Origin of the sequence: Mycobacteroides sp. PCS013 (assembly GCF_049532645.1) — a bacterium.
GTDB classification, from domain to species: domain Bacteria; phylum Actinomycetota; class Actinomycetes; order Mycobacteriales; family Mycobacteriaceae; genus Mycobacterium; species Mycobacterium gwanakae.
The window spans coordinates 3,986,662-4,008,879 of record NZ_CP150131.1; the positions used below are offsets into that span (position 1 = coordinate 3,986,662).

A 22,218-nucleotide genomic window follows, 5' to 3' on the forward strand; every position below is an offset into this window, starting at 1 on the left:
CATCTACGCAGGTCACGTACGCGCATACGGACTAGCGATGGCAGCTACGTGAGCTGTATCACCGATGGTAACCAACCAGTTGGGACCTGAGAACCCCGCACCCCTGAGGGCCGCGCTCCATCAGCCCTTGAGCTCGGCTTCTATCAGGGTGTTCCCCCGTATGTCTTCTTCCGAGTGCACCAGTCGGCCGGCATCCGCCATCTCGGCCTCGGCCGGAATCGCCCGGACCGTCCACCCACGCCCGGCGAGCCATTGCGGAACATCGGTGCGGTTCTCGTCGTGGTACATCAGTGATCCGACGTCCAGGGACTCGCCCTCGATTCCCGCCAGCTTGCGGGCCCGGTCGAAGTGTTCACGCATCTTGCTGCGGACCTCATGCCGTTTGGCGTTGTCCGGCCCGACGGCCTCGACGGCGATCCGGCTGCCCGGTGCGCTCTGATCCACGATCAGTTCGAAGAGCCTGTCCTGCGCCTCGGTCGGCAGGTACATGAGCAGGCCTTCGGCCAGCCACGCCGTGGGCACAGTGACGTCGAACCCCTCGCGTTGCAGCGCGACCGGCCAATCCTGTCGAAGGTCGACGGCCACCTCACGGCGCAGGCAGGCAGAGCGCACGTCGTGCTCGTCGAGTGTCTGACGCTTGTACTGCAACACGAGTGGCTGGTCGATTTCGTACACGGTGGTACCGGCTGGCCAGTCCAGGCGATACGCACGCGAGTCCAGGCCGGCGGCCAGGATCACCACCTGGGTGATTCCCGCCAGCGAAGCCCGCTCGAAGAAGCCATCGAAGAACCGCGTGCGGACGGCCTGATAGTCCACCGCGTACTGCATGATGCGGTCAGCTTCGGGATCGAGCTCGGCAAGCTGCCGTCGCACGTCGTCGCTCGCAATCACCGACCATGCCCCGGCACCGGCGCGCTCTACGAGAAGCTGCGCAAAAGGGTCCCTGATCAGTGGCGCGTCACTGCGGGTTTCAGCCGCCCGCGCGGCGGCCACCATGACCGCGGTGGCGCCCACGCTGCTCGCGATGTCCCAGCTGTCGTCGTCGGAGCGCGTGGTGGTCACATTGCTCACCGGAGTTCACCCTGGATCAGCTGGCCGCGGAATGTCCCCTGTTCGACGTCCTCGGTCACCGGCCTGCCCAGCCGTGCCATCTCATCGTGCGCATCGGTCTTCGTGACCGACCAACCGTGTGCACCAAGCCATTCCGCAGGGTCGGCGCGGTTCTCATCTTCGTAGATCAAGTTCTCGATCGCGACGTCGACATCCACGGCGGTCTTGAATGCGGCTCGCACCTGCTCCCGGCGGGCGGCTTCCTCCTCGCTCTCGTCCAGAACCAGCTTTCCCTCATACCCCTCGACCGCGATGTGGCTGCCGGGAGCGCTCAACGCACCGATGCTGACGAACAGACTGTCTTGGGCTTCGGCGGGCAGATACGGCAACAGACCCTCGGCCAGCCATGCGGTGGGTTTCGCGGCATCGAACCCCGCCTCACGCAAGGCGGCCGGCCAGTCCTCGCGCAGATCGATGGCTACGGCGTGCCGTTGCGCCTTCGGTTCATGGGCGGCCAGTGCGGCGGCCTTGAATTCCAGAACCTGCGGCTGGTCGATTTCGAACACCGTGGTGCCGGCCGGCCAGTCGAGGCGGTAGGCGCGCGAATCCAGACCAGAGGCCAAGATGACCATCTGCCGGATGCCCGCAGCCGCCGCTGCCAGGAAGAAGGCGTCGAAGAAACTGGTGCGGGTGGCCTGGTAGTCGACCATCCGTCCGTAGATCCGGCCCGCCTCGGGATCTGGCCACTCGATGTCGCCGGCCGCCAAACGCTCCCAGCCAGTCGATTTACCGGTCGCGTCAACGAGTATCTGCGCGAACGGATCGTGGATGAGCGCGTCGGTCCGCAGCGTCTCGGTGGCGCGTGCGGCCGCCACCCCGAGGGCGGTCGCCCCCACGCTGGAAGTGATATCCCAGGTGTCCCCGTCGACCCGCATGCGGCTCCTCTCAAGGCAAACTAGACCCAATAGTGAGCAATGCTACAGATCTCCGTCGATGACCGGCATTGTGCGGCGGGTCACATCAGCCCTGGCCACGCCGAGGTAGCTGAACCCTTCATTCATTTGCCCGTTACTTAGGACAACCTGCGCTGCGGGACGTCAACCGCCCAGACACACTTGCCGAATTTGTGCAGTTCCTCCACAGATCTGGCATAGGGTTCATCATCTAATCCGTTTGATGGCCCACCCTGGCGAAGTTCGCTGGCAGACGGCTTACTAAAATCCGGTCCAAGAGATAGCTCAGCTGAGGTTCGAAAGGGGATAGAACGTGCTTGCCACGTACATGTCCATGGGGGGATGTCAATAATGGCCAAACCATCTACCGCAAATGGTGGCTTTCCGAACATCGTCGTGACCGGCATGGCCATGACGACGTCGATCGCACCCGATGTCGAGGGCACCTGGAAGGGACTACTCGCCGGAGAGAGCGGCATTCGCGTACTCGATGACGATTTCGTCGCTCAGTACGACCTGCCGGTGAAGATCGGTGGGCACCTCAAGGTCCGCGACTTCGACAAGGACATGACGAAGATCGAACTTCGCCGCCTGTCCTATGTGCAGCGCCTGGCCGCGATCCTGGGCCGTCAGGTCTGGGCAGACGCGGGTGCTCCCGACGATATCGACCTGGAGCGCCTGACGGTTTCGGTGGGCACCGGCCTGGGCGGCGGCGAGAAGTTGGTCGAAGCCTATGACGAGATGCGTGCCCGGGGTACGAAAGCCGTTTCCCCCCTTACCGTTCAGATGTTCATGCCCAACGGTCCTGCTGCTGTCATCGGCCTGGAGCGCAAGGCGCGCGGTGGTGTGATCACCCCCGTCTCGGCATGTGCCTCCGGTAACGAAGGCATCGCCCACGCCTGGCGCCAAATCGCTTACGGCGACGCCGATATCGCCATCTGCGGCGGTATCGAAGCCGCCATCGAGGCCGCACCCATCGCCGCATTCGCCAACATGCGCATCGTGATGTCTACCGACAACGACAACCCCGCAGGGGCATCGCGACCGTTCGACAAGAACCGCACCGGCTTCGTGTTCGGCGAGGGCGGCGCACTCATGGTTATCGAGACCGAGGAGCACGCCAAGGCACGCGGCGCGCGGATCTACGCGCGCCTGCTCGGCGCGGGCATCACCTCGGACGGCTTCCACGTAGTGGCACCGCATCCCGATGGCATCGGGGCGGCCAAGGCGATGGATCGGGCTCTGGAGACTGCCGGGCTCGACGCCAAGGACATCGACCATGTCAACGCACACGCCACCGCCACCAGTGTCGGTGACGTCGCCGAGGGCAAGGCTATTCACAAGTCCGGTCTGCAGAACGCCGCGGTCTACGCACCCAAGGGCGCCCTCGGGCACTCGGTGGGTGCGGTCGGTGCCGTCGAGGCCATCATCACGGTGAAGTCGTTGCAGGAGGGCATCATTCCGCCCACCCTCAACTACGAGACGCCGGACCCCGAGATCGATCTCGACATCGTCAGCAAGGAGCCCCGCAAGGGCGACTACAAGTACGCCATCAACAACTCGTTCGGGTTCGGCGGCCACAACGTGGCCATCGCCCTCGGCAAGTACTGATCACCGCTCTTCCCCGACACGCCGTCTGGCGGCGGATTCGTATCGCACGATTCCGCTACTAGGCGGCGTGTCGGCGTTATGGCGGGTACAGCCGGCCGCGCTGATCAGCGGAACGCGGCGATACCCGTCAGCGCCTGGCCGATGACGAGCGTATGCATCTCGCTGGTGCCCTCGTAGGTCAACACCGACTCCAGATTGTTGGCATGCCGCATGACGGGATACTCGCCCGAAATGCCGTTCGCACCAAGAATTGTCCGGGCCGTTCTGGCGATCTCGATCGCCTCGCGCACGTTATTGAGCTTGCCGAGACTGACCTGGGGAGTACTCAAGGTGTCCGCATCTTTACGACGTCCTAGATGCAACGCCAACAGCACACCCTTGCCGTATTCGAGCGCCATGTTGGCCAGCTTCTCCTGGGTCAGCTGGAATCCCGCAATCGGCCGATCGAACTGTTCCCTGGTGTTGGCGTAATCGAGTGCGGTACGCAAGCATTCACGCGCCGCGCCCATCGAGCCGAAGATGATGCCGAAGCGCGCCTCGTTGAGGCATGACAGCGGCGCCTTGAGCCCAATGGCCTGCGGCAGCCGGTTCTTCTCCGGCACCCGCACATCGCTGAGGTTGAGCTCAGCGGTCACGGACGCACGCAAGGACATCTTGGAACGGATGGTTTGAGCGTTGAATCCCGCGGAATCGGTCGATACCAGGAATCCGCGAACACCCTCGTCGGTCTGCGCCCAGATGACCGCGACATCGGCAATCGACCCGTTGGTGATCCACATCTTGGTGCCGTTGATGATCCAGTCGCTACCGTCTCGCCGGGCATGGGTGCGCATTCCCCCAGGGTTGGAGCCAAAATCGGGTTCGGTAAGACCGAAACACCCCAGCTCCTCGCCTGTCGCCATCCGCGGCAGCCACTTCTGCTTCTGCGCATCACTGCCGTAGGCATAGATGGCGTACATCGCCAGCGACCCCTGCACACTGACCAGCGAACGAATCCCCGAGTCGCCCGCCTCGAGTTCCATGCATGCCAATCCGTATGCGAGAGAAGATGTTCCGGAGCATCCGTAACCCTGCAGGTGCATGCCAAGCACACCGATCTTGCCCAGTTCCAACGCAAGCTTGCGCACCGGGAGGTCACCGTCTTCGTACCACCGCTGCACGTTCGGAACCACGCGCGCCTGAACCAGGGCTCGCACGCTGTCGCGGATCGCGCGCTCCTCGTCGCTGAGTAGCGCGTCGATACCGAACAACTCGTCGGGGTCACTTCGATCAGCATCCACAGCCATGCCGCCGACCCTAGCGCCCCCGGGCCTTCCCTCGGCCAGAAACCGAGGCGGGACAGCCGCTCAACCTGCAGAGCTAGGGCAGCCTAGCCATAGTCCAGAACAGGCCTACCCTCGGAGATATGTCCACCCCCGACAGGCCGCAACTGGTTCCCGGCCCGGACCATCCGATCACCATCGAGCCCGCCAGCACCCGCGTCGTGGTCACGTCCGGCGACGTCACCATCGCCGACACCACCGGCGCCTTGCGGCTGCAGGAGGCCAGCTATCCGCCCGTGTACTACCTCCCACCCGATGCGGTGAACTGGGAGGTGCTGCAGCGCACCGACACCCACACGTACTGCCCGTATAAGGGCGAGGCCTCGTACTACTCGGTGCGCACACCCGAGGGAACGATCGAAGACGCCGTCTGGACCTATGAAGATCCCTACCCGGCGGTCGCCCGGATTGCCCGCCATCTGGCCTTCTATCCCGACCGGGTCAACGTCACCGCGGACTGAACGCACCCGTCTGGCGACCCCCTGATTGCTGGCGTACGTTGTGCCCATGACGACGGTTCAACGACGAGCTTTCAACGACCAGGTGACGCGGTTCTGGGGACGCGCTGCCAAGGCATACGACTGGGCACCGTTACAACAATGGGTGTACCGCCCGGCACAGGACGAGATGATCGCCCTGCTGCGTCAGCACGAGTCGCAACGTGTTGTCGATATCGCCTGCGGTACCGGCATTCTGGCGACACGCATCCAGGAAGAACTCGAGCCCGAGCAGGTGCACGGGGTCGACATGTCCGAGGGGATGCTCGCCCAGGCGAAGGCCCGTTCCGCGTTGGTCGACTGGCAATTCGCGCCGGCCGAAAAGTTGCCGTTCGACGACGGCGCACTGGATGCGGTGGTCTCCACATCGGCGTTCCACTTCTTTGACCAGCCCGCCGCCCTCGCCGAGTTCCATCGCGTGCTGGCGCCCGGCGGCTTCACCGCGATCACCACCTTCACGCCCGACCGCGCCTCCGCCCCCATCCTGCGCCGGATCTTCGGCGATCGCGTGCCCGCGAGCGTTCCGTCGAAGGCCGAGATGCGCCAGATGTTCGAGGCCGCCGGATTCGAGGTCGCGGTGCAGCGACCGGTGCACCATCCCTTCACCCTTCCGTTCGTGGAGTTCGATCGACTCACTGTGGGCATCAAGCGATGACACGGTGGCTGCTGCTTCGTGGCTTGAGCCGCGAGAAGCGCCACTGGGAGCAGTTCCCCCAAGTCTTTGCCGAATCGCTTGGCGTTCAGGTGGAATGCCTGGATGCGCCGGGATTCGGCACCGAATTTCAACGTGTCTCGCCGGCAAGTATCTCGGCCATCACCGATGACATCCGGTCCCGGCTGGACCGGGATAGCGACGGTTGGTCACTGCTCTCGATCTCTCTGGGCGGCATGATCGGACTCGACTGGTGCGCGCGTTACCCCGGAGATTTCGAACGCGCCGTCGTCATCAATTCGAGCACTGCCTCGACACCGATATGGCAGCGATTTCAGCCGTCGTCGATCCCCAACTTGGTACTCGGACGGTTCCGCGCCGACGTGCCTCGCGAACGTGCCATCCTGGAGCAGACGGCCAATAACCCCGATCTGGATCTCGACGCGCTGTCCCAGCGGTGGGCCGGTTACCTACAGACCCAGCGTCCGTCGAGCGCCAGTGTCGCCCGGCAGATCGCCGCGGCCATCAGCTTCCGGATGCCGAAGCGCGTCGATACTCCGCTGCTGGTTCTGACCTCCACGCACGACCGGCTTGTGAGTTCCGCGGCGTCACGCGCGATCGCCAACAGCTTCGGCGCACCCCTCGCGGTGCATCCCACCGCCGGCCACGACATTCCCCTCGACGACGGCGCGTGGATCGCCGAGCAGGTAAGACGGTGGATCGACTAGATTCACCAGCTGTGCCACAACGTCTTTCGGCCTGGCGATTCGTCACGACATTCGGCGTCATCAGCATGTTCGCCGATATCGTCTATGAGGGCGCGCGCTCGATCACCGGGCCACTTCTGGCATCGCTCGGGGCCTCGGCGCTCGTGGTCGGCGTGGTGACCGGAATCGGCGAGGCCGCCGCCCTGGCGCTGCGTCTTGTGTCGGGCCCACTCACCGACCGCACCCGCATGTTCTGGACCTGGACCATCGCCGGTTACGCACTGACCGTGATCACCGTCCCGTTCCTGGGCGTGGCCAGCGTGCTCTGGGTTGCCGCTACGTTGGTGATCGCCGAACGGGTGGGCAAGGCGGTACGCAGCCCCGCCAAGGACACCTTGCTGTCGCACGCCACCTCCGTCACCGGCCGTGGCAGGGGCTTCGCGGTGCACGAGGCCATGGACCAGGTCGGTGCGATTACCGGCCCACTCGTCGTCGCGGGCATGCTCACCCTCACCCACGGGAACTATCTGCCGACATTCGCCGTGCTGGCGGTCCCCGGTGCGGCGGCGCTGGCCCTGTTGTTCTGGCTTCGCCGCCGGGTGCCCCACCCGGAACGGTATGAGGCCAGTGCGGAGACGCATGACTCACCCACCGAGCGCCAAAAACTCCAACTACCGATACGTTTTTGGCTGTACGCGGGGTTCTCCGGGATCACCGTGTCCGGGTTCGCGACCTTTGGCGTGCTGTCATTTCACATGGTCGACCGGGGCATCCTGGCGCCCGCCGCGGTGCCGTTGGTGTACGCCGTCGCGATGGCCGCAGCCGCCATATCCGCCCTGTTCTCCGGCTGGGCGTACGACCGGATAGGCCCCAAAACCCTTGTGGTCTTGCCTATTGTCGGCGCGGTCGTGCCCATGTTGGCATTCACAGACTCACTCATGGGCATCGTGCTTGGCGCGCTGTTATGGGGTGCCGCCATCGGGATTCAGGAATCCACCCTGCGTGCGGTGGTCGCAGACCTGGTGCCGCCCGCACGACGGGCCACCGCATATGGGGTCTACGCCGCTGTGCTCGGCACGGCAACCGCCGTCGGCGGGACACTCACGGGGTACCTCTATGAGGTGTCGATTCCCATGCTCATCGGAGTGGTCGGCGTGATTCAACTGGTCGCGCTGGTCGCCGCCGCACCCACAGTGCTGCGGCACGCCGATCAGGTGTAAGGCAGACGACTGCTGGCGTCTTCGTCGACATGGACGCTGCGGCCGATGTAGGGAAAAGCTCGCTGGGCACAGGAATCGCGGACGCACACCTTGCAGCCCGGGCCGATCGGCACTGCGGTTGACGGATCGTCGATGGCGATCCCCGTCGAGTACACCAGACGATGCGCATGGGCGATATCGCATCCCAGTCCGATCGCGAACGATTTTGGCGTGCTGAGGAATCCGCCTGTTGATGTACTACTCGTGCGCGCCACCCAGAAATACGTGCGGCCGTCGGGCATCTCGGCAACCTGGGTCACAAACTGCCCCGGATTCGAGAACGCCTCGTGCACTACCCACAGGGGGCAGTTTCCACCCACTCTGGAGAAGTGAAACGCCGTGGCGGATTGGCGTTTCGAGATGTTCCCCGCACGGTCGGTCCGGACCAGAATGAACGGAACTCCCCGCATGGAGGGGCGCTGCAGAGTCGACAGCCGGTGACAAACGGTCTCATGCCCGACCTCGAACTGTCGCGCCAGGATGTCGACGTCATATCTAGTGGACTCTGCCGCATGGTGAAACTGTTTGTACGGCAACAGGAAAGCACCAGCGAAGTAGTTGGCCAACCCAATCCGGGCCACACCAATGGCCTCGGGGCTCAGCTGCTCGGCACCGGAGAGAATCGCCGCCATGGTTTCGGTCTGCGTCAACAGCGCCAGCTGCGTGGCCATTTGAAATGCGCGCTGACCGGGCGTGAGCCAATGCGCGATGCGCAAAACCCCTGCGTCCGTGTCGAACCGGCGTTTCGAAGAATCCGAAAGCGCCCCACCCTTGGCCACGGTGACGGCGATACCGTGGTCTTGCTTCAAGACCGTGGCCAGCTGCGTGTCGAGACCGCCGATGTGCAGCCCGTAGTGCTCGAATAGATCTTCGGCGGCGGTGTCGAGTTCACCAAGATAGTTCTTGTGATCGTAGAAAAGGTCGCGGACTTCTTCAAATGGCATGGGACGCAGCGGTTCTCTTATCGAATCACCGATTGTGGCCGCATTCTCGGTCGCGCGATAGCTCTCCAGCTCAGCGGTGACGTCCCGCAGCCTGCGGTGCATGCCCACCAGGGTCTGACCCACCGACGGCATCCGGGCGACTAGCTCTTCGAGCTGCAGGTCACTGATCTCGCCCACGGCAGCCTCGGTGAATATCTCGCCAAGGTCCGCGACAAGCCGGGCGTCGGAGTCCGGGGAGAAATAGTGCGGTGACAGATCGAATCGTTCGGTGAGGCGCAGCAGCACCGCGACCGTCACCGGGCGCGCGTCATTCTCCAGCTGGTTGACGTAACTCGTCGACAAATCCAGGACGCGTGCGAGCGCCGCTTGCGTCAGGCCGCGCTCCTCGCGCAACCTCCGCAACCGCGCTCCGGCGAACGGTCTGGACATGTTCGCCAGGATAACTCCATAACCATTCGCAATGTTTGCAAGATATGCGAACTAAGGATACAGAAATACGCATTTACATGGTCTTTTTATCCACTGACCACGTGCGTAATGTGCGAATCATGCACGTTCACTCCGTACACACCCGCCGCAGCGCCGACGTCTTCCCCCGCGACCAACACCTCGCCTGGAAGATCGCCGAGGTCGCTTCGGATCCCGTTGCCGTTCCCGCCGACACCGAGGCGATGGTCATCAACCGGATCATCGATAACGCCGCCGTCAGCGCCGCGTCGGTCATCCGTCGTCCCGTCACCGTCGCGCGCCGCCAGGCGCAGGCCCATGCGGTGTCGTCCGGTGGACGTGGTGCCAATGTCTTCGGTGTCAGCGGTGGCTACTCCGCCGAGTGGGCGGCGTGGGCCAACGGCGTCGCAGTACGCGAACTGGACTTCCACGACACCTTTCTGGCCGCCGACTATTCACACCCCGGCGACAACATTCCACCGCTGGTGGCCGTGGCCCAGCAGCTCGGCATCGGCGGGGCGGACCTCATTCGCGGTCTGGCCACCGCGTACGAAACTCAGATCAACCTCACCCGCGGAATCTGTCTGCACGAGCACAAGATCGACCACGTCGCACACCTCGGCCCTTCGGTCGCCGCCGGCCTGGGCACCATGCTGAAGCTCGACACCGAGACGATCTATCAGGCCATCGGTCAGGCCCTGCACCTGACCACCGCCACCCGGCAGTCCCGCAAGGGACTCATCTCCAGCTGGAAGGCCTATGCCCCGGCGTGGGCCGGCAAGGTCGCCATCGAGGCCGTCGACCGCGCCATGCGCGGCGAGGGTGCTCCGTCCCCCATCTGGGAGGGCGAAGACGGCGTGATCGCCTGGCTGCTCGGCGGTCCGGACAAGGTCTACGAGGTGCCGCTGCCTGGCCCGGGTGAGGAGAAGCGCGCGATCCTGGACAGCTACACCAAGGAGCACTCGGCCGAGTATCAGAGCCAGGCGCCCATCGACCTGGCCCGCAGGATGCGCGAGCGCATCGGCGACCTGGATCAGATTGCGACGATCGTGCTGCACACCAGCCACCACACGCATGTCGTGATCGGGACCGGATCGAATGATCCGCAGAAGTTCGACCCCGACGCTTCGCGCGAGACACTCGACCACTCGGTCATGTACATCTTCGCCGTGGCGCTGGAGGACGGCACCTGGCATCACGAGCGTTCCTATGCACCCGAACGCGCACACCGCCCCGAAACGATCGAACTCTGGAACAAGATCAGCACCGTCGAAGATCCGGAGTGGACTCGTCGGTATCACTCAAGTAATCCCGACGAGAAGGCGTTCGGCTGCAAGGCCGTCGTCACTCTCAAGAACGGCGAGGTGATCACCGATGAGCTGGCGATCGCCGATGCACACCCCCTGGGGGCGCGGCCGTTCGCCCGGGAGAACTACATCAACAAGTTCACTGTGCTGTCCGACGGCGTCATCGAGCAGCACGAGCAGGACCGATTCCTTTCGGTGGCACAGGGGTTGGCCGACCTGAAGGCCGGCTCACTGGGTGCGCTCAACCCGCTCGTGGATGCCGTAGTTCTCGACAAGGCGCCCACGACACCGGAGGGGATCTTTAAGTGAGCGCGCTTCTTGCCTCCGCCACGGACGCGGCCACCAAGCGTGCCGCGTTCCGGGCGGGCTTGTCTTCCGGTGAACTGCTGCGTTTTCCCGGCGCGTTCTCGCCGTTGGTGGCCAAGCTGATCCAGGAGGTCGGGTTCGAGGGTGTTTACGTCTCGGGTGCCGTACTGTCGGCCGATCTCGCGCTGCCCGATATCGGATTGACGACGCTCACGGAGGTGTCGGCCCGCGGCCGTCAGATCGCGTCAGTCACCGACCTGCCGACCCTGATCGACGCTGACACAGGATTTGGCGAGCCGATGAGTGCGGCACGCACGGTCGCCGTGCTCGAAGACAGCGGAGTCGCCGGCCTTCATCTCGAGGACCAGGTGAATCCCAAGCGGTGCGGGCATCTTGACGGCAAGGCCGTCGTCGAGAGCGCCGAGATGGTTCGGCGGCTCCGTGCGGCGGTCTCCGCCCGGCGCGACCCCAACTTCGTGATCTGCGCCCGCACTGATGCCGCGGGCATCGAGGGGTTGCCCGCGGCAATCGACCGCGCAAAGGCCTATGCCGACGCGGGCGCGGATCTCATCTTCACCGAAGCACTCAGTGATATCGGCGAGTTCGAGAAGTTCCGTGCCGCGGTCGATGTTCCCTTGCTCGCCAACATGACCGAATTCGGAAAATCCGAACTCGTGACGGCCGACCAGCTCCGCGACGTCGGGTACAACGTCGTCATCTATCCCGTCACCACCCTGCGGCTGGCGATGTTCGCCGTGGAACAGGGTCTGCGCGAAATCGATTCGGCGGGAACACAGTCTGGCCTGCTGGACCAGATGCAGCACCGCAGCCGTCTGTACGAGCTGCTCCGCTATTCCGAATACAACCAGTTCGACACCGAGATCTTCAATTTCAGCCTCAATGGAGGAGGAGCCCGATGACCACCGCGACCCCGACCATTCACAAGGGACTTGCCGGCGTCGTGGTGGATACCACCGCCATCTCCAAGGTGGTGCCCGAGACGAACTCGCTGACGTACCGCGGATATCCGGTACAGGACCTAGCCGCCCAGTGCAGCTTCGAGCAGGTCGCCTACCTGCTGTGGCATGGCGAGTTGCCGAACGATGCCGAGCTCGCGCTGTTCAACCAACGCGAGCGGGCGCAGCGCCGCCTGGACCGTTCCCTGATGGCGCTGTTGGCCAAACTGCCGGAGACCTGCCATCCGATGGACGTGGTACGCACCGCCATCAGCGTCCTGGGTGCCGAGGATCCTTCCGAAGACGACAGCACCCCGGAAGCCAACTACGCCAAGTCACTTCGCATGTTCGCGGTGCTGCCGACGATCGTCGCGGCCGACATGCGGCGCCGTCGTGGGCTGGACCCCATTCAGCCCCACAGCCACCTCGGCTACTCGGCCAACTTCCTGCGGATGTGCTTCGGTGAGGTACCGGACCCGGTGATCGTCACGGCGTTCGAACAGTCGATGATCCTGTACGCCGAGCACAGCTTCAACGCCTCGACCTTCGCCGCCCGCGTGGTGACCTCGACACAATCCGATATCTACAGTGCGGTCACCGCAGCGATCGGTGCACTCAAGGGCTCCCTGCACGGCGGAGCCAACGAGGCCGTCATGCACGACATGATCGAGATAGGTGACGCCGCCAAGGCTGCGGAATGGTTGCAGGGCAAGCGGACCCGTAAAGAAAAGGTCATGGGCTTCGGACACCGCGTATACAAGAACGGCGATTCCCGGGTGCCGACGATGCGCGCGGCGCTGGAGGACGTGGCCCGGGTTCGTGACGGTCGCCAATGGCTCGAGATCTACAAGGTGCTGGAATCCGAGATGGATGCCGCCACCGGAATCAAGCCCAATCTCGATTTCCCCACCGGGCCCGCCTACTACCTCATGGGATTCGATATCCCCTGCTTCACACCGATTTTCGTGATGAGCCGGATCACCGGCTGGACCGCGCACATCATGGAGCAAGCAGCGGCCAACGCCCTGATCAGGCCGCTGAGCGAATACTCCGGCAAGCCCCAGCGGTCACTCGCGTCGTAAGCGCGATCGCCGAGTGTGCGGTTTGTGTCGAAATCTCGCTGATTATCGACATAAACCGCACACTCGAGCTGGCTAGTTCGGCATCCTGTCGCAAAGCAATTGGATGAACAACTCGTCCGCCGGGGGCGCCTCCGGGTCGATGTTGAGGAAGCTGGTGTAGAAGCCATCTGGTGAGTGCACCGCGCGACTTACTTGCCCGGCAATGCCCGTGACAACACCCGCGTAGCCACGCGTATCGTCCACGCCCAGCCGCGGATCCGCCAGATCAACCGTCACTCGATCTCCCCGCGATGGGATCACCGCGCCAAACGCGTCTGGGGGCCCGAATAGATGCAACGTCCTGCGGCCACGATCTCGCGCATCACGCAGCGCCTCAATGTCATCGCCAGTCGGCTCCACTACTGAGGTCACACGCAGCCCCACAACGGATCCGGTGGTCACTCGATGCCCGATCTCACCCGACGGCGGCTGATCTGGCCAACGTGTTGCGAGTTCGGTGGGCCGGTACTGAAACGATGACGGCTCTTGGCTCACCTGACCGGACTCATTCAGACAGGTAGTGGCCGACACCTCATACAGCTCCTCGACGACACCCCGAAGACGGGGCCAGCTTTGGCTGTCATGCCAAGTAGCCCAGAGGATTACCAGCGCATTCGCAGGATCTCCGAGTGCTGGATCCCAGCTCGCACAACCGTAGGGAAACCGGACGATCTCGCGGTCCTCGTCCCAGTCGACCGTAGCAGCCGATGCCAGTAGGTAGCCACCCTCAGCGGGATGGGCAGAGATCTGCCAATCGACAGACTGGCCTATCTCGGGAGTCCTACCGCAGCACTGGTATTCCCAATGCGAAATACCCAGGTATACAAGCGATTCATTTCGATTGAGAATCTTGTTATTCACTGAAGAACCGGGTGTTAGACGAACGGAGCACGAACGCTCCGGACCCGGTGTACCGAATCCAAAGGTTAGCCAGCATCACGCCTAGCGTCAACACCCGTCACTCGGGCCGGGACAAGAGCCCGCCAACCCACCAATCCGCGGGGGCCTCTCGCCGATACCCACGCTGACGCAGCAAGCCCTCCATGTCGAATCCGACGGCTTGCGCCACCGCCCGCGAGCCATCGTTGCCGACGACGGCCCACCATTCGATGCGGTGCACGCCCAGCACGTCAAATCCCCACTGGCACAGCCGCCGAATCGCCTCCGTTGTCAGCCCCTTACGGCGATGCCGTGAGGCAGACCAATACCCGACTTCCACCACGCCGGGCGCAATCGACTTAAGTGAACAGGTGCCCACGAGTTCATCTGTGTCGGCGAGGAAGAACCCAAAGCCGTATCGCGCGTTGTCCGCCCATTCCTGCGCCGACCTGGCGACGAAACTCCGGGCGTCTTCACGGGTGTACGGAACCGGTAGCGGAAGGTAGTGCGCGATCTGCGGCTCGTTGCACGCTTCGACAATCGCGGCCTCGTCCGCAGCAGTGACCGCGCGCAGAACCAGCCGGTCCGTCTGCAACTCGGTAGGTTCCATGCGACCAGTCTCAACCACGAATTACAACGTGGTCAAAGGAATTCCGTACGACCCTGCCTGCCTCAGGAGGTCTCGCGTACCGGCGACCAGTACTCCAGCATCTCCGCGAAGGTCTCGAAGGCCGGCCTAGCCAGACCATACGGCGCTTCGAAATGCACGCTCAGAGGAAAGCCGAGGTCTGCGACTCCATCGATGACTCGCTCGTAGAGATCCACAAGCTGTGGCCGCCGGACATCTGGTTCGCAGGCAGCCAACGACTTCACGAAGTCCTGTTCGCGCGCAACAGCTTCATTGCCGGGGTCTTGGATCAACCAGTCGATGAGCCCGACCTTGGACTCCAGCTTCGGGACGAAACCGAACGAGAGCAACACCTCTGGCCGGTGTTCGGTTGTGCGCGCAAACTCCTGCAGAAAGCCAACCACCGCATCGGAATACAGCAGCTGGGTCATGGCGAAGGTGGCACCCTTGTCGCATTTGAAGGAGAAGCGGCCCTGTTCGCCACTGCGGGTGGGGATCAGGATCACTCCCCTGTTGTCGACGATGTCATCGAACTTCGACAACGCATCAGTCGGTGGAATGCCCGAACCGTCGCCGTCGCTCATGGTGCGCGGTACGCCGACGAAGATCACGCCGTCCATCCCGGCTTCCGTGAGACCGGTCAGCCGGCTCCGTAACGACGTCTCATCCGAAAAGGAAGTGACCTGCGTGCACAGTCCCCGCATGGTGGGTAGCTCCGACCGGATGATCGACCAATAGTCGACGACATCCAGCTTCGGCTTCATCTCCAGCGGACGATCGGCATCCTCCACGATCATCGACGGGATCATGACGTGGTCGATGCGCCCATCGATGCCGAACTCCGCCGAGAACCTGGACAGTTTCTGCAGTTCTTCGGATGCCTTCTCGAGGCCGCCATCGACATTGGGAGGCACCAGCTCCAGCGCAACGGTATTCATGGACACCAAGGACCTCCGATTAGTCTCGCTAATGGTTTATACACCAATCAAATTCACGCGCGAGCAGTCCCCCGCGAAGGGGACTGCTCGCGCGTTCGTCGGGAACTAGGCGCCCGCACGCACCTCGGTCGCAGCCGCCACCAGGTTGGCCAGCGAGGCAGTCACCTCGTCAGCCTTCCGGGTCTTCAGGCCACAGTCAGGATTGACCCAGAGACGCTGGGCCGGAACAGCCTGCAGCGCCTCACGCAGCGAGTTCGCCATCTCGGCCGTCGAGGGCACCCGCGGCGAGTGGATGTCGTACACACCCGGACCGACGCTGTTGGAGAAGCCGATCGCGTTGAGGTCGTCGAGCACCTCCATGTGCGAACGAGCCGCCTCGATGGAGGTGACATCGGCGTCCAGATCGGCGATCGCACCGATCACCTCGCCGAACTCCGAGTAGCACAGATGCGTGTGAATCTGGGTCGCATCGGACACACCCGAGGTGGACAGCCGGAACGCACCGACCGCCCAGTCCAGGTATGCGGGCTTATGCGCCGAGCGCAGCGGCAGGAGCTCGCGCAATGCGGGCTCGTCCACCTGGATGATCGCAATCCCGGCGTCCTGCAGATCCACCGTCTCGTCCCGGATGGCCAGTGCGATCTGGTTAGCGGTATCCGCCAACGGCTGATCATCACGAACGAACGACCACGCGAGAATGGTCACCGGCCCGGTCAGCATGCCCTTGACGTACTTGGGAGTCAGCGACTGGGCGTAGGTAGCCCACTCGACGGTCATCGGGTTCTGCCGTGCGACATCGCCGTACAGGATGGGTGGGCGCACGCAGCGGCTGCCGTATGACTGAACCCAGCCATTCTGGGTGGCGAAGAATCCGTCGAGCTGCTCGGCGAAGTACTGCACCATGTCGTTACGTTCAGGCTCGCCGTGGACCAGCACGTCCAGGCCCAGCTTCTCCTGTAGCGCAATAACATCGGCAACCTCGGCACGCATCCGCCGCACGTACTCGGCCTCGTCGATCTCGCCCTTGGTCAGGGCCTGACGGGCCTTGCGGATCTCGACGGTCTGCGGGAACGACCCGATGGTGGTGGTCGGCAGCTCGGGTAGCTGCAGGCGCTCATCCTGGCTGCGGCGACGCTCGGCGGCATCGCCACGTGAAATACCAGCCGCCAGAATCGAATCCAAACGCGCACGGATCTGACCGTTGTTCAGACGCGGATCTGTCTTGCGAGATTCGACAGCCGCATTCGACGCCGCGAACTCGGTAGCGTCGCGCGCCCCACCCACTGCCCGCGCCAGCACCACAACTTCCTTGACCTTCTCGTCGGCGAACGCCAACCAGCTGCGCAACTGGTCATCGAGTTCGGTCTCCGGTTCCAGCGAGTAGGGCACATGCAACGTCGAGCAGGACGTCGACACTGCGACGGCACCGGCGGATCCCAACAGCGTCCCCAGGGTGCCCAGCGCGGACTCCAGGTTGGTGCGCCAGATGTTTCGTCCGTCGACAACGCCCGCGACGATGGTCTTTCCGGCCAGCTCTGGCACCAAGGCCACACCCGATGCGGACCCGTAGACCAGGTCGACGGCAATCGCCTCGACGGGGGTACGTGCCAGCGCCGGCAGTGCGGCACCGAGGTCCCCGAAGTAGGTGGCGACCAGGATCGCGGGGCGATCGGCCACCGTGCCGAGACGGCCATACACCTGCTCGGCCAGTTCGGGACCATTCGGCAGGATGTCGGTGACGAGCACCGGCTCATCGATCTGCACCCAGCCGACGCCTGCCTCGGCGAGCTGCACCAACAGCTGCTCGTACAGCGACACCACCTCGTCGAGCCGTTCGATGGGCGCGGGGGCGCCGTCGACTGACTTACTCAACGCGAGGAAGGTGATGGGACCGACGACGACCGGACGTGCCGGAATACCCAGCGCCTGAGCTTCTTTCAGCTCTCCGAACAGCTTGGCCGGATTCAGTTCGAACTTCGTGTCCGGCCCGATCTCCGGCACCAGGTAGTGGTAGTTGGTATCGAACCACTTGGTCATTTCCAGCGGTGTCACATCATCATTGCCGCGAGCGGCGGCGAAGTAGCGATCGAGCTCATCGGCGATACCGGCGACACGGGGCGGGAGGGCTCCCAGCAGCACCGCGGTGTCCAGCACCTGGTCGTAGTACGAGAAGGTGTTCACCGGTACGGAGTCGAGCCCGGCGGCCGCCAATGCGGTCCAATTGTCGCGCCGAAGCCCTGCGGCGACAGTTTCGAGCTCGGTACGGCTGGTACGTCCGGCCCAGTAGCTCTCGGTAGCCCTCTTGAGTTCACGCCGCGGGCCGATACGCGCGGATCCGAGCGTGGTGGCGGTCAAAGGTTGAGCAGTCATGAATTAGTCCTTCATCAACAGCGGGGTAGCCACCGCCCGGGGACGAAGAACCGAGCACGGAACCACCGCGACAGATATCTGCTCGGTGAAACCGCTTCGGCCATACGCCCATTCCGCGAGGCGATGATCCGCCGGGTGCGGCGCACCCGGCACAGCTGGCAGGTCTTCGGACTTACAGGCGTTACCCGGACTCAGGTTTTCCTACTGGCCGCCGCTTCCCAGGCTTCTTGGTGCTCAACCCAGTGCATATGACGACTGTCGTTCCTGCATACCGCTGCGGGACAGTCCCGGATTCTCACCGGGTTCCCTCTTATGCCGGACCCGAGGGCCCGGCACTCGATGCTGATAAGGGCTCGGATCAAACCCGTGCCACTACCAGCAGACCAGCTGCGTTTCTCATCATATGCGCGCTATCCAACACAAATATTAGCGACTATTCTCTAATATCGTGATCACCTTGGACCAGGCTCAGCGGGTGCTCGATGCGCAGCCCTTCAGTCGCCTCCTCGGCGCATCCGTGTGCCGGGTCGATGCGTCCGGAATCCGGCTCGCACTTGATATCCGTGACGAGCTACGGCAGCAGAACGGGTTCATCCACGGCGGCGTATTGAGCTATCTCGCCGACAACGCGATCACCTACGCCTGCGCCCTTGGTTTGGGTGCAGACATTGTGACCAGCGGATACACCATCGAGTACGTGTCCCCGGCGGGCGATGGGGTGCGACTGCTCGCGGACGCCTCGCTGGTCAGCGCCGGCCGCACCAAGGCGCTGGGCCGCTGCGAAATCTCCGTCGAAGGCCACGACGGCAAGACCAAGCTGGTTGCGGTTGCTCAGGGCACGAGCATGGTCCGGCGCCGTGGGGCGTAAAGCGCAGTACACCGCGGACGACATCCTGGACGCGGCGCTGGCCCTGGTGACCTCGGGCGGCCCACCAGCGGCCACCGCCTCCGCCATCGGACGCATCCTCGGAGCACCGTCGGGTTCGATCTATCACCGATTCGCCAGCCGCGATGAGCTCATGGCCCGGCTCTGGCTGCGATCGATCGCCCGCTATCAGAACGGGATACTCGCGGCCCTGTGCCTGCCAGATCTCGACAACGCACTTACGGCGACCATTGACCACGCCTTCGATTGGACGGCGGCGAACCGCAACGAGGCACAGCTGCTACTCCAGTACGAGAAGGCCGATTTAGTCGCGCACTGGCCCGACACCCTCGCCGCGGAGCTCACGACACTCAACTCACGGGTCCGCATGGCGTTGCGCGAATACACCGAGCATCGGTTCGGCGTGATCACTCCCGAACTGATCGACAAAACGATGTTCGCATTGATCGACATGCCGTACGCAGCGGTGCGTCGTCACCTGCCCGATAGGGGCGAGCCCGCACCGTGGCTGCGCGAGTTCGTCCGGACCAGCGCCCGGGAGCTTCTCGCCCGCGAGAGTTAGACCGTGGCGTATTTCTGACGCAGGGCCTTCTTGTCGAGCTTGCCCAGCGCGGTCAATGGCAGCGAGTCGGCGACGATCACGTGTTTGGGCGACTGCACCGAACCCTTGCGGTCCTTGACCGCGGACTGGATCTCGGACGTCATCTTGGACACCGCGTCGCCGCTGCGGTCGGCATCCGCACGCAGCACCACGATCGCCGTCACCGCCTCGCCCCATTTCTCATCGGGCACCCCGATGACGCCGACCTGCGCCACCGAGGGATGCTCGGCCACAACGTCTTCCACCTCTCGGGGGAACACGTTGAAACCACCGGTGACGATCATGTCCTTGGTCCGGTCGACGATGAACCAGAAACCGTCCTCGTCTTCGCGTGCGACATCGCCGGTGCGCAACCAGCCGTTCTTGAACGTGTCGGCGGTCTGTTCGGGCAGCCCCCAATAACCACCCGCCACCAGCGGGCCGGCCACACAGATCTCGCCGGGCTCACCCTGCTTCACCGGCTGATCGTTCTCGTCGAGCAGCGCCGTGCGCAGGAACGCCGAGGGCCGGCCACAGCTGGAGAGCCGCTGGGTGTCGTGATCGCCCTTGGCCAGATAGCTGATCACCATGGGCGCTTCGGATTGGCCGAAGTACTGCGCGAAGATCGGCCCGAATCGCTTGATCGCCTCCGCGAGCCGTACCGGGTTGATGGCCGAGGCGCCGTAGTAGACCGTCTGCAACGACGACAGGTCGCGGGTCTGAGAATCCGGGTGGTCCAGCAGCGCATAGATCATCGACGGCACCAGCATGGTGGCGGTGATCTTGTGCTCCTCGATCGCCGCCAGCACGGCGCCCGCGTCGAACTTGGGCAGCACCACCATTGATCCGCCCTTCATCAGGGTCGGCATGAAGAACGCCGCCCCGGCATGTGAAAGCGGGGTACACATCAGGAATTTGGGGCGATCCGGCCACTCCCACTCGGCCAGCTGGATCTGCGTCATGGTGAGAATCGACTGTGAGGTTCCGATGACGCCCTTGGGCTTGCCCGTCGTGCCACCCGTGTAGGTAAGGCCGTTGATGTGATCCGGCGACAAATTGATCGGAACCAAAGGCCTCGCCTCGAAGCCTGCGGCCGCGGCAACCAGGTCATGTCCCACCTCGGCCAGCTCAGCGGGCACCGGCCCGAGCGTCAGTACGCGGGTCAGCGTCGGCACCTTCTCCACCAGGGCGGCGGCGCGCTCCACGAACTGCGGCGTGGGGTCGATGACGAGGGTGGTGATCTTGGCGTCGGCCAGCACGTACGCATGATCGTCGAGCGAACCGAGCGGATGCAGCGCGGTACGCCGGGTGCCCAGCAGCTGCCCCGCGCCGATCACCAACAGCACCTCGGGGCGATTGAGGGCCAGCATGCCCTGACCATCGGTCGGATCAGGCACCAGTGCCGTGAAGGCCTGGATGTACTTGCTGATCTCATCGGCCATCTGGGCGCCGGTGAGCGTCACATCCCCCAGCACCAGCGCGGGCGCGCTCGCATTCTTCTTCAGCGCGGCGACCAGCAGGTGCCCGGAGTTGATCGACCCGTGCAGCGGGTCAAATGAGTCAGGCATCGCGCTCCTTGAGTGGATAGTCGCCGATCAGGCACTTCGCTCGACGTTAGAACATGTTCTAGTTTTGGGCAAGAACGTGCTCCTGCCCCGCTGCACCGGGATCAATGGCGTTACAGGCGATGCTCGCGACGGATGCCCCTCAGACTGCGGTGAATCCCTTGGCCCGCTGCGCGTCCTGCGCACCCCACAACGTCGACGTGACCTCCGCCTTCACCAACGGGACCACCTCTTCGGCGAATCGGCGCAGGGTGTCCTTCTGCTCCTCGAAGTCGGCCTCAGGGCTCAACGAAATCGACTGGAACTCGTGGCCGAAGGCCTCATGCCACTGAATGATCTTCTCGGCCACGCGTTCCGGCGAACCGGCCAGCACCGGGCCGCGATCCGCCGCGTCCTCGATGGATTCGAAGGAGGGAAACTTGCCGACGGCTTTCGGATGGTCCTTGAGCTTGGCCATCTGCGCCAGGCGTGCCTCATAGATCGGCCGGTACTGCGCGATGGCCTGTTCGGTCGTATCCGCCAGGTAGAGCCCTCCCGAACCCGCACCCACGTGCAGATTGGCCGGGTCGTGCCCGTTCTGCGCGTACAGCTCCCGATACCTGTCGATGAGAATCTTGTAGTTCTCCTTGGGCTGCAAAGCATTTGCGGTGACTATCGGATCGCCCCACTTCGCGGCGAGTTCAACCGCGAACGTCGAGGTCGCCGACCCGTGCCAGATCCGGAACGGCCCGTCGTACGGCCTGGGCAGGGTTGTCGCGTCGGCCAGCGGATGCCGGTGCGTGCCCGTCCAGTCGACGTGTTCCTCGCGCAGTAGCCGCCGCAGCAACTCGTAATTCTCTTGCAAATACTCATACTGCTTGGCGATATCCAGCCCCATCAACGGGTACTGCCGGTCTTCATTGCCCTTCCCGATGACGATCTCGAGCCGTCCGCGGCTCAGCTGGTCGATGGTGGCGAAGTCCTCCGCCGCACGCACCGGGTCCAGGAGGGAGAGCACCGTGACGCCGGTGGACAACAGGATCCGTTCGGTCGCCGCAGCCACCGCTCCCAGCAGTACCGTGGGCGCCGAAGACAGCACGTCTCCCGCATGCCGCTCCCCCACCGCGAAGGAATCCAAACCCAGGCTCTCGGCTAGAACTGCCGTCTCGACCACGCGGTTCAGCCGGTCGGCGGCGGGTGCCAATGCGCCCGTTGCGGGGTTCGGTAGGTAGAAGACAATGTCGAGAAGCTGAAAGCGCAT

The 22,218-nt window shown here is 63.9% G+C and carries 20 protein-coding genes and 1 riboswitch; of the genes, 10 read left to right on the top strand and 10 right to left on the bottom strand.

Annotated features, from left to right (window positions below):
- Window positions 1-120: 120 nt before the first annotated feature.
- Both RHO23_RS19845 and RHO23_RS19850 read right to left on the bottom strand, forming a co-directional pair.
- Entirely contained in the window at window positions 121-1,062 is a 942-nt protein-coding gene (locus RHO23_RS19845; protein WP_371258635.1) for an SAM-dependent methyltransferase, read from the bottom strand.
- Between the two features lie 5 nt (window positions 1,063-1,067).
- The gene (locus RHO23_RS19850) at window positions 1,068-1,985 is read right to left on the bottom strand and encodes an SAM-dependent methyltransferase (protein WP_070941600.1); all 918 of its coding nucleotides are present in this window, start codon (window positions 1,983-1,985) and stop codon (window positions 1,068-1,070) included.
- A gap of 369 nt (window positions 1,986-2,354) precedes the next feature.
- Here RHO23_RS19850 and RHO23_RS19855 point away from each other — a divergent pair, with 369 nt between their 5' ends.
- Window positions 2,355-3,614, top strand: a complete 1,260-nt coding sequence (locus RHO23_RS19855; protein WP_070941601.1) for a KasA/KasB family beta-ketoacyl-ACP synthase — start codon at window positions 2,355-2,357, stop codon at window positions 3,612-3,614.
- 104 nt (window positions 3,615-3,718) lie between these two features.
- Here the strand turns inward: RHO23_RS19855 and RHO23_RS19860 are convergent, their stop codons facing one another.
- Window positions 3,719-4,900: an acyl-CoA dehydrogenase family protein gene (locus RHO23_RS19860; protein ID WP_030097449.1), complete on the bottom strand. Its 1,182-nt coding sequence runs from the start codon at window positions 4,898-4,900 to the stop codon at window positions 3,719-3,721.
- Window positions 4,901-5,019: 119 nt separating this feature from the next.
- Here RHO23_RS19860 and RHO23_RS19865 point away from each other — a divergent pair, with 119 nt between their 5' ends.
- From RHO23_RS19865 to RHO23_RS19880, 4 genes are read left to right on the top strand one after another with little or no spacing between them, the layout of a single operon-like run.
- Window positions 5,020-5,397: a DUF427 domain-containing protein gene (locus tag RHO23_RS19865; protein WP_070941602.1), complete on the top strand. Its 378-nt coding sequence runs from the start codon at window positions 5,020-5,022 to the stop codon at window positions 5,395-5,397.
- 46 nt (window positions 5,398-5,443) lie between these two features.
- Complete coding sequence (locus RHO23_RS19870; protein WP_057965562.1) at window positions 5,444-6,088, top strand: class I SAM-dependent methyltransferase; 645 nt, start codon at window positions 5,444-5,446, stop codon at window positions 6,086-6,088.
- Window positions 6,085-6,813 carry an alpha/beta fold hydrolase gene (locus tag RHO23_RS19875; protein ID WP_070941604.1) on the top strand — a complete coding sequence of 243 codons (729 nt, stop codon included), beginning with the start codon at window positions 6,085-6,087 and terminating at the stop codon, window positions 6,811-6,813. The genes RHO23_RS19870 and RHO23_RS19875 overlap by 4 nt, the downstream gene beginning before the upstream one ends.
- An 11-nt stretch (window positions 6,814-6,824) precedes the next feature.
- Window positions 6,825-8,012, top strand: coding sequence for an MFS transporter (locus tag RHO23_RS19880; protein WP_070941605.1), 1,188 nt, complete (start codon window positions 6,825-6,827; stop codon window positions 8,010-8,012).
- Here the strand turns inward: RHO23_RS19880 and RHO23_RS19885 are convergent.
- Entirely contained in the window at window positions 8,003-9,424 is a 1,422-nt protein-coding gene (locus RHO23_RS19885) for a short-chain fatty acyl-CoA regulator family protein (RefSeq protein WP_057965564.1), read from the bottom strand. The genes RHO23_RS19880 and RHO23_RS19885 overlap by 10 nt on opposite strands.
- Window positions 9,425-9,543: 119 nt before the next feature.
- On the opposite strand from RHO23_RS19885, the gene prpD reads away from it, so the two are divergent.
- From prpD to RHO23_RS19900, 3 genes are read left to right on the top strand one after another with little or no spacing between them, the layout of a single operon-like run.
- Window positions 9,544-11,058, top strand: coding sequence for a 2-methylcitrate dehydratase PrpD (prpD, locus tag RHO23_RS19890; protein WP_070916035.1), 1,515 nt, complete (start codon window positions 9,544-9,546; stop codon window positions 11,056-11,058).
- Window positions 11,055-11,975 carry a methylisocitrate lyase gene (prpB, locus tag RHO23_RS19895; RefSeq protein ID WP_030097456.1) on the top strand — a complete coding sequence of 307 codons (921 nt, stop codon included), beginning with the start codon at window positions 11,055-11,057 and terminating at the stop codon, window positions 11,973-11,975. Before prpD ends, prpB begins: the two co-directional genes overlap by 4 nt.
- The gene (locus RHO23_RS19900; RefSeq protein ID WP_030097457.1) at window positions 11,972-13,093 is read left to right on the top strand and encodes a bifunctional 2-methylcitrate synthase/citrate synthase; all 1,122 of its coding nucleotides are present in this window, start codon (window positions 11,972-11,974) and stop codon (window positions 13,091-13,093) included. The genes prpB and RHO23_RS19900 overlap by 4 nt, the downstream gene beginning before the upstream one ends.
- A 72-nt stretch (window positions 13,094-13,165) precedes the next feature.
- Here RHO23_RS19900 and RHO23_RS19905 read toward each other — a convergent pair whose 3' ends face one another.
- The 4 genes from RHO23_RS19905 to metE all read right to left on the bottom strand — a co-directional run bounded on the left by RHO23_RS19905 (window position 13,166) and on the right by metE (window position 17,947).
- Window positions 13,166-13,993 carry a DUF6578 domain-containing protein gene (locus RHO23_RS19905; RefSeq protein WP_070941606.1) on the bottom strand — a complete coding sequence of 276 codons (828 nt, stop codon included), beginning with the start codon at window positions 13,991-13,993 and terminating at the stop codon, window positions 13,166-13,168.
- A gap of 97 nt (window positions 13,994-14,090) precedes the next feature.
- Window positions 14,091-14,621: a GNAT family N-acetyltransferase gene (locus RHO23_RS19910; RefSeq protein ID WP_070941607.1), complete on the bottom strand. Its 531-nt coding sequence runs from the start codon at window positions 14,619-14,621 to the stop codon at window positions 14,091-14,093.
- Between the two features lie 62 nt (window positions 14,622-14,683).
- Window positions 14,684-15,583, bottom strand: coding sequence for a mycobacterial-type methylenetetrahydrofolate reductase (locus tag RHO23_RS19915; RefSeq protein WP_070942111.1), 900 nt, complete (start codon window positions 15,581-15,583; stop codon window positions 14,684-14,686).
- A 99-nt stretch (window positions 15,584-15,682) separates the two neighbouring features.
- A complete protein-coding gene (gene metE, locus RHO23_RS19920; RefSeq protein WP_070941608.1) occupies window positions 15,683-17,947 on the bottom strand; it encodes a 5-methyltetrahydropteroyltriglutamate--homocysteine S-methyltransferase in 2,265 nt (754 codons plus the stop codon).
- A 140-nt stretch (window positions 17,948-18,087) separates the two neighbouring features.
- A riboswitch (cobalamin riboswitch) is annotated at window positions 18,088-18,302 on the bottom strand.
- 93 nt (window positions 18,303-18,395) lie between these two features.
- On the opposite strand from metE, the gene RHO23_RS19925 reads away from it, so the two are divergent.
- Window positions 18,396-18,815: a PaaI family thioesterase gene (locus RHO23_RS19925; protein WP_064409944.1), complete on the top strand. Its 420-nt coding sequence runs from the start codon at window positions 18,396-18,398 to the stop codon at window positions 18,813-18,815.
- Window positions 18,805-19,395, top strand: a complete 591-nt coding sequence (locus tag RHO23_RS19930; protein ID WP_064409945.1) for a TetR/AcrR family transcriptional regulator — start codon at window positions 18,805-18,807, stop codon at window positions 19,393-19,395. The genes RHO23_RS19925 and RHO23_RS19930 overlap by 11 nt, the downstream gene beginning before the upstream one ends.
- Here the strand turns inward: RHO23_RS19930 and fadD8 are convergent.
- The gene (gene fadD8 / locus RHO23_RS19935; protein ID WP_070922366.1) at window positions 19,392-20,981 is read right to left on the bottom strand and encodes a fatty-acid--CoA ligase FadD8; all 1,590 of its coding nucleotides are present in this window, start codon (window positions 20,979-20,981) and stop codon (window positions 19,392-19,394) included. The genes RHO23_RS19930 and fadD8 overlap by 4 nt on opposite strands.
- A 139-nt stretch (window positions 20,982-21,120) precedes the next feature.
- Entirely contained in the window at window positions 21,121-22,218 is a 1,098-nt protein-coding gene (locus RHO23_RS19940; RefSeq protein ID WP_070941609.1) for an LLM class flavin-dependent oxidoreductase, read from the bottom strand.

Coding starts and splice junctions, on each gene's coding strand:
- RHO23_RS19850 (WP_070941600.1), bottom strand. CDS start 1,985: ATGCGGGTCGACGGGGACACCTGGGATATCACTTCCAGCGTGGGGGCG.
- RHO23_RS19855 (WP_070941601.1), top strand. CDS start 2,355: ATGGCCAAACCATCTACCGCAAATGGTGGCTTTCCGAACATCGTCGTG.
- RHO23_RS19860 (WP_030097449.1), bottom strand. CDS start 4,900: ATGGCTGTGGATGCTGATCGAAGTGACCCCGACGAGTTGTTCGGTATC.
- RHO23_RS19865 (WP_070941602.1), top strand. CDS start 5,020: ATGTCCACCCCCGACAGGCCGCAACTGGTTCCCGGCCCGGACCATCCG.
- RHO23_RS19870 (WP_057965562.1), top strand. CDS start 5,444: ATGACGACGGTTCAACGACGAGCTTTCAACGACCAGGTGACGCGGTTC.
- RHO23_RS19875 (WP_070941604.1), top strand. CDS start 6,085: ATGACACGGTGGCTGCTGCTTCGTGGCTTGAGCCGCGAGAAGCGCCAC.
- RHO23_RS19885 (WP_057965564.1), bottom strand. CDS start 9,424: ATGTCCAGACCGTTCGCCGGAGCGCGGTTGCGGAGGTTGCGCGAGGAG.
- prpD (WP_070916035.1), top strand. CDS start 9,544: ATGCACGTTCACTCCGTACACACCCGCCGCAGCGCCGACGTCTTCCCC.
- RHO23_RS19900 (WP_030097457.1), top strand. CDS start 11,972: ATGACCACCGCGACCCCGACCATTCACAAGGGACTTGCCGGCGTCGTG.
- RHO23_RS19910 (WP_070941607.1), bottom strand. CDS start 14,621: ATGGAACCTACCGAGTTGCAGACGGACCGGCTGGTTCTGCGCGCGGTC.
- metE (WP_070941608.1), bottom strand. CDS start 17,947: ATGACTGCTCAACCTTTGACCGCCACCACGCTCGGATCCGCGCGTATC.
- fadD8 (WP_070922366.1), bottom strand. CDS start 20,981: ATGCCTGACTCATTTGACCCGCTGCACGGGTCGATCAACTCCGGGCAC.
- RHO23_RS19940 (WP_070941609.1), bottom strand. CDS start 22,218: ATGCGCTTTCAGCTTCTCGACATTGTCTTCTACCTACCGAACCCCGCA.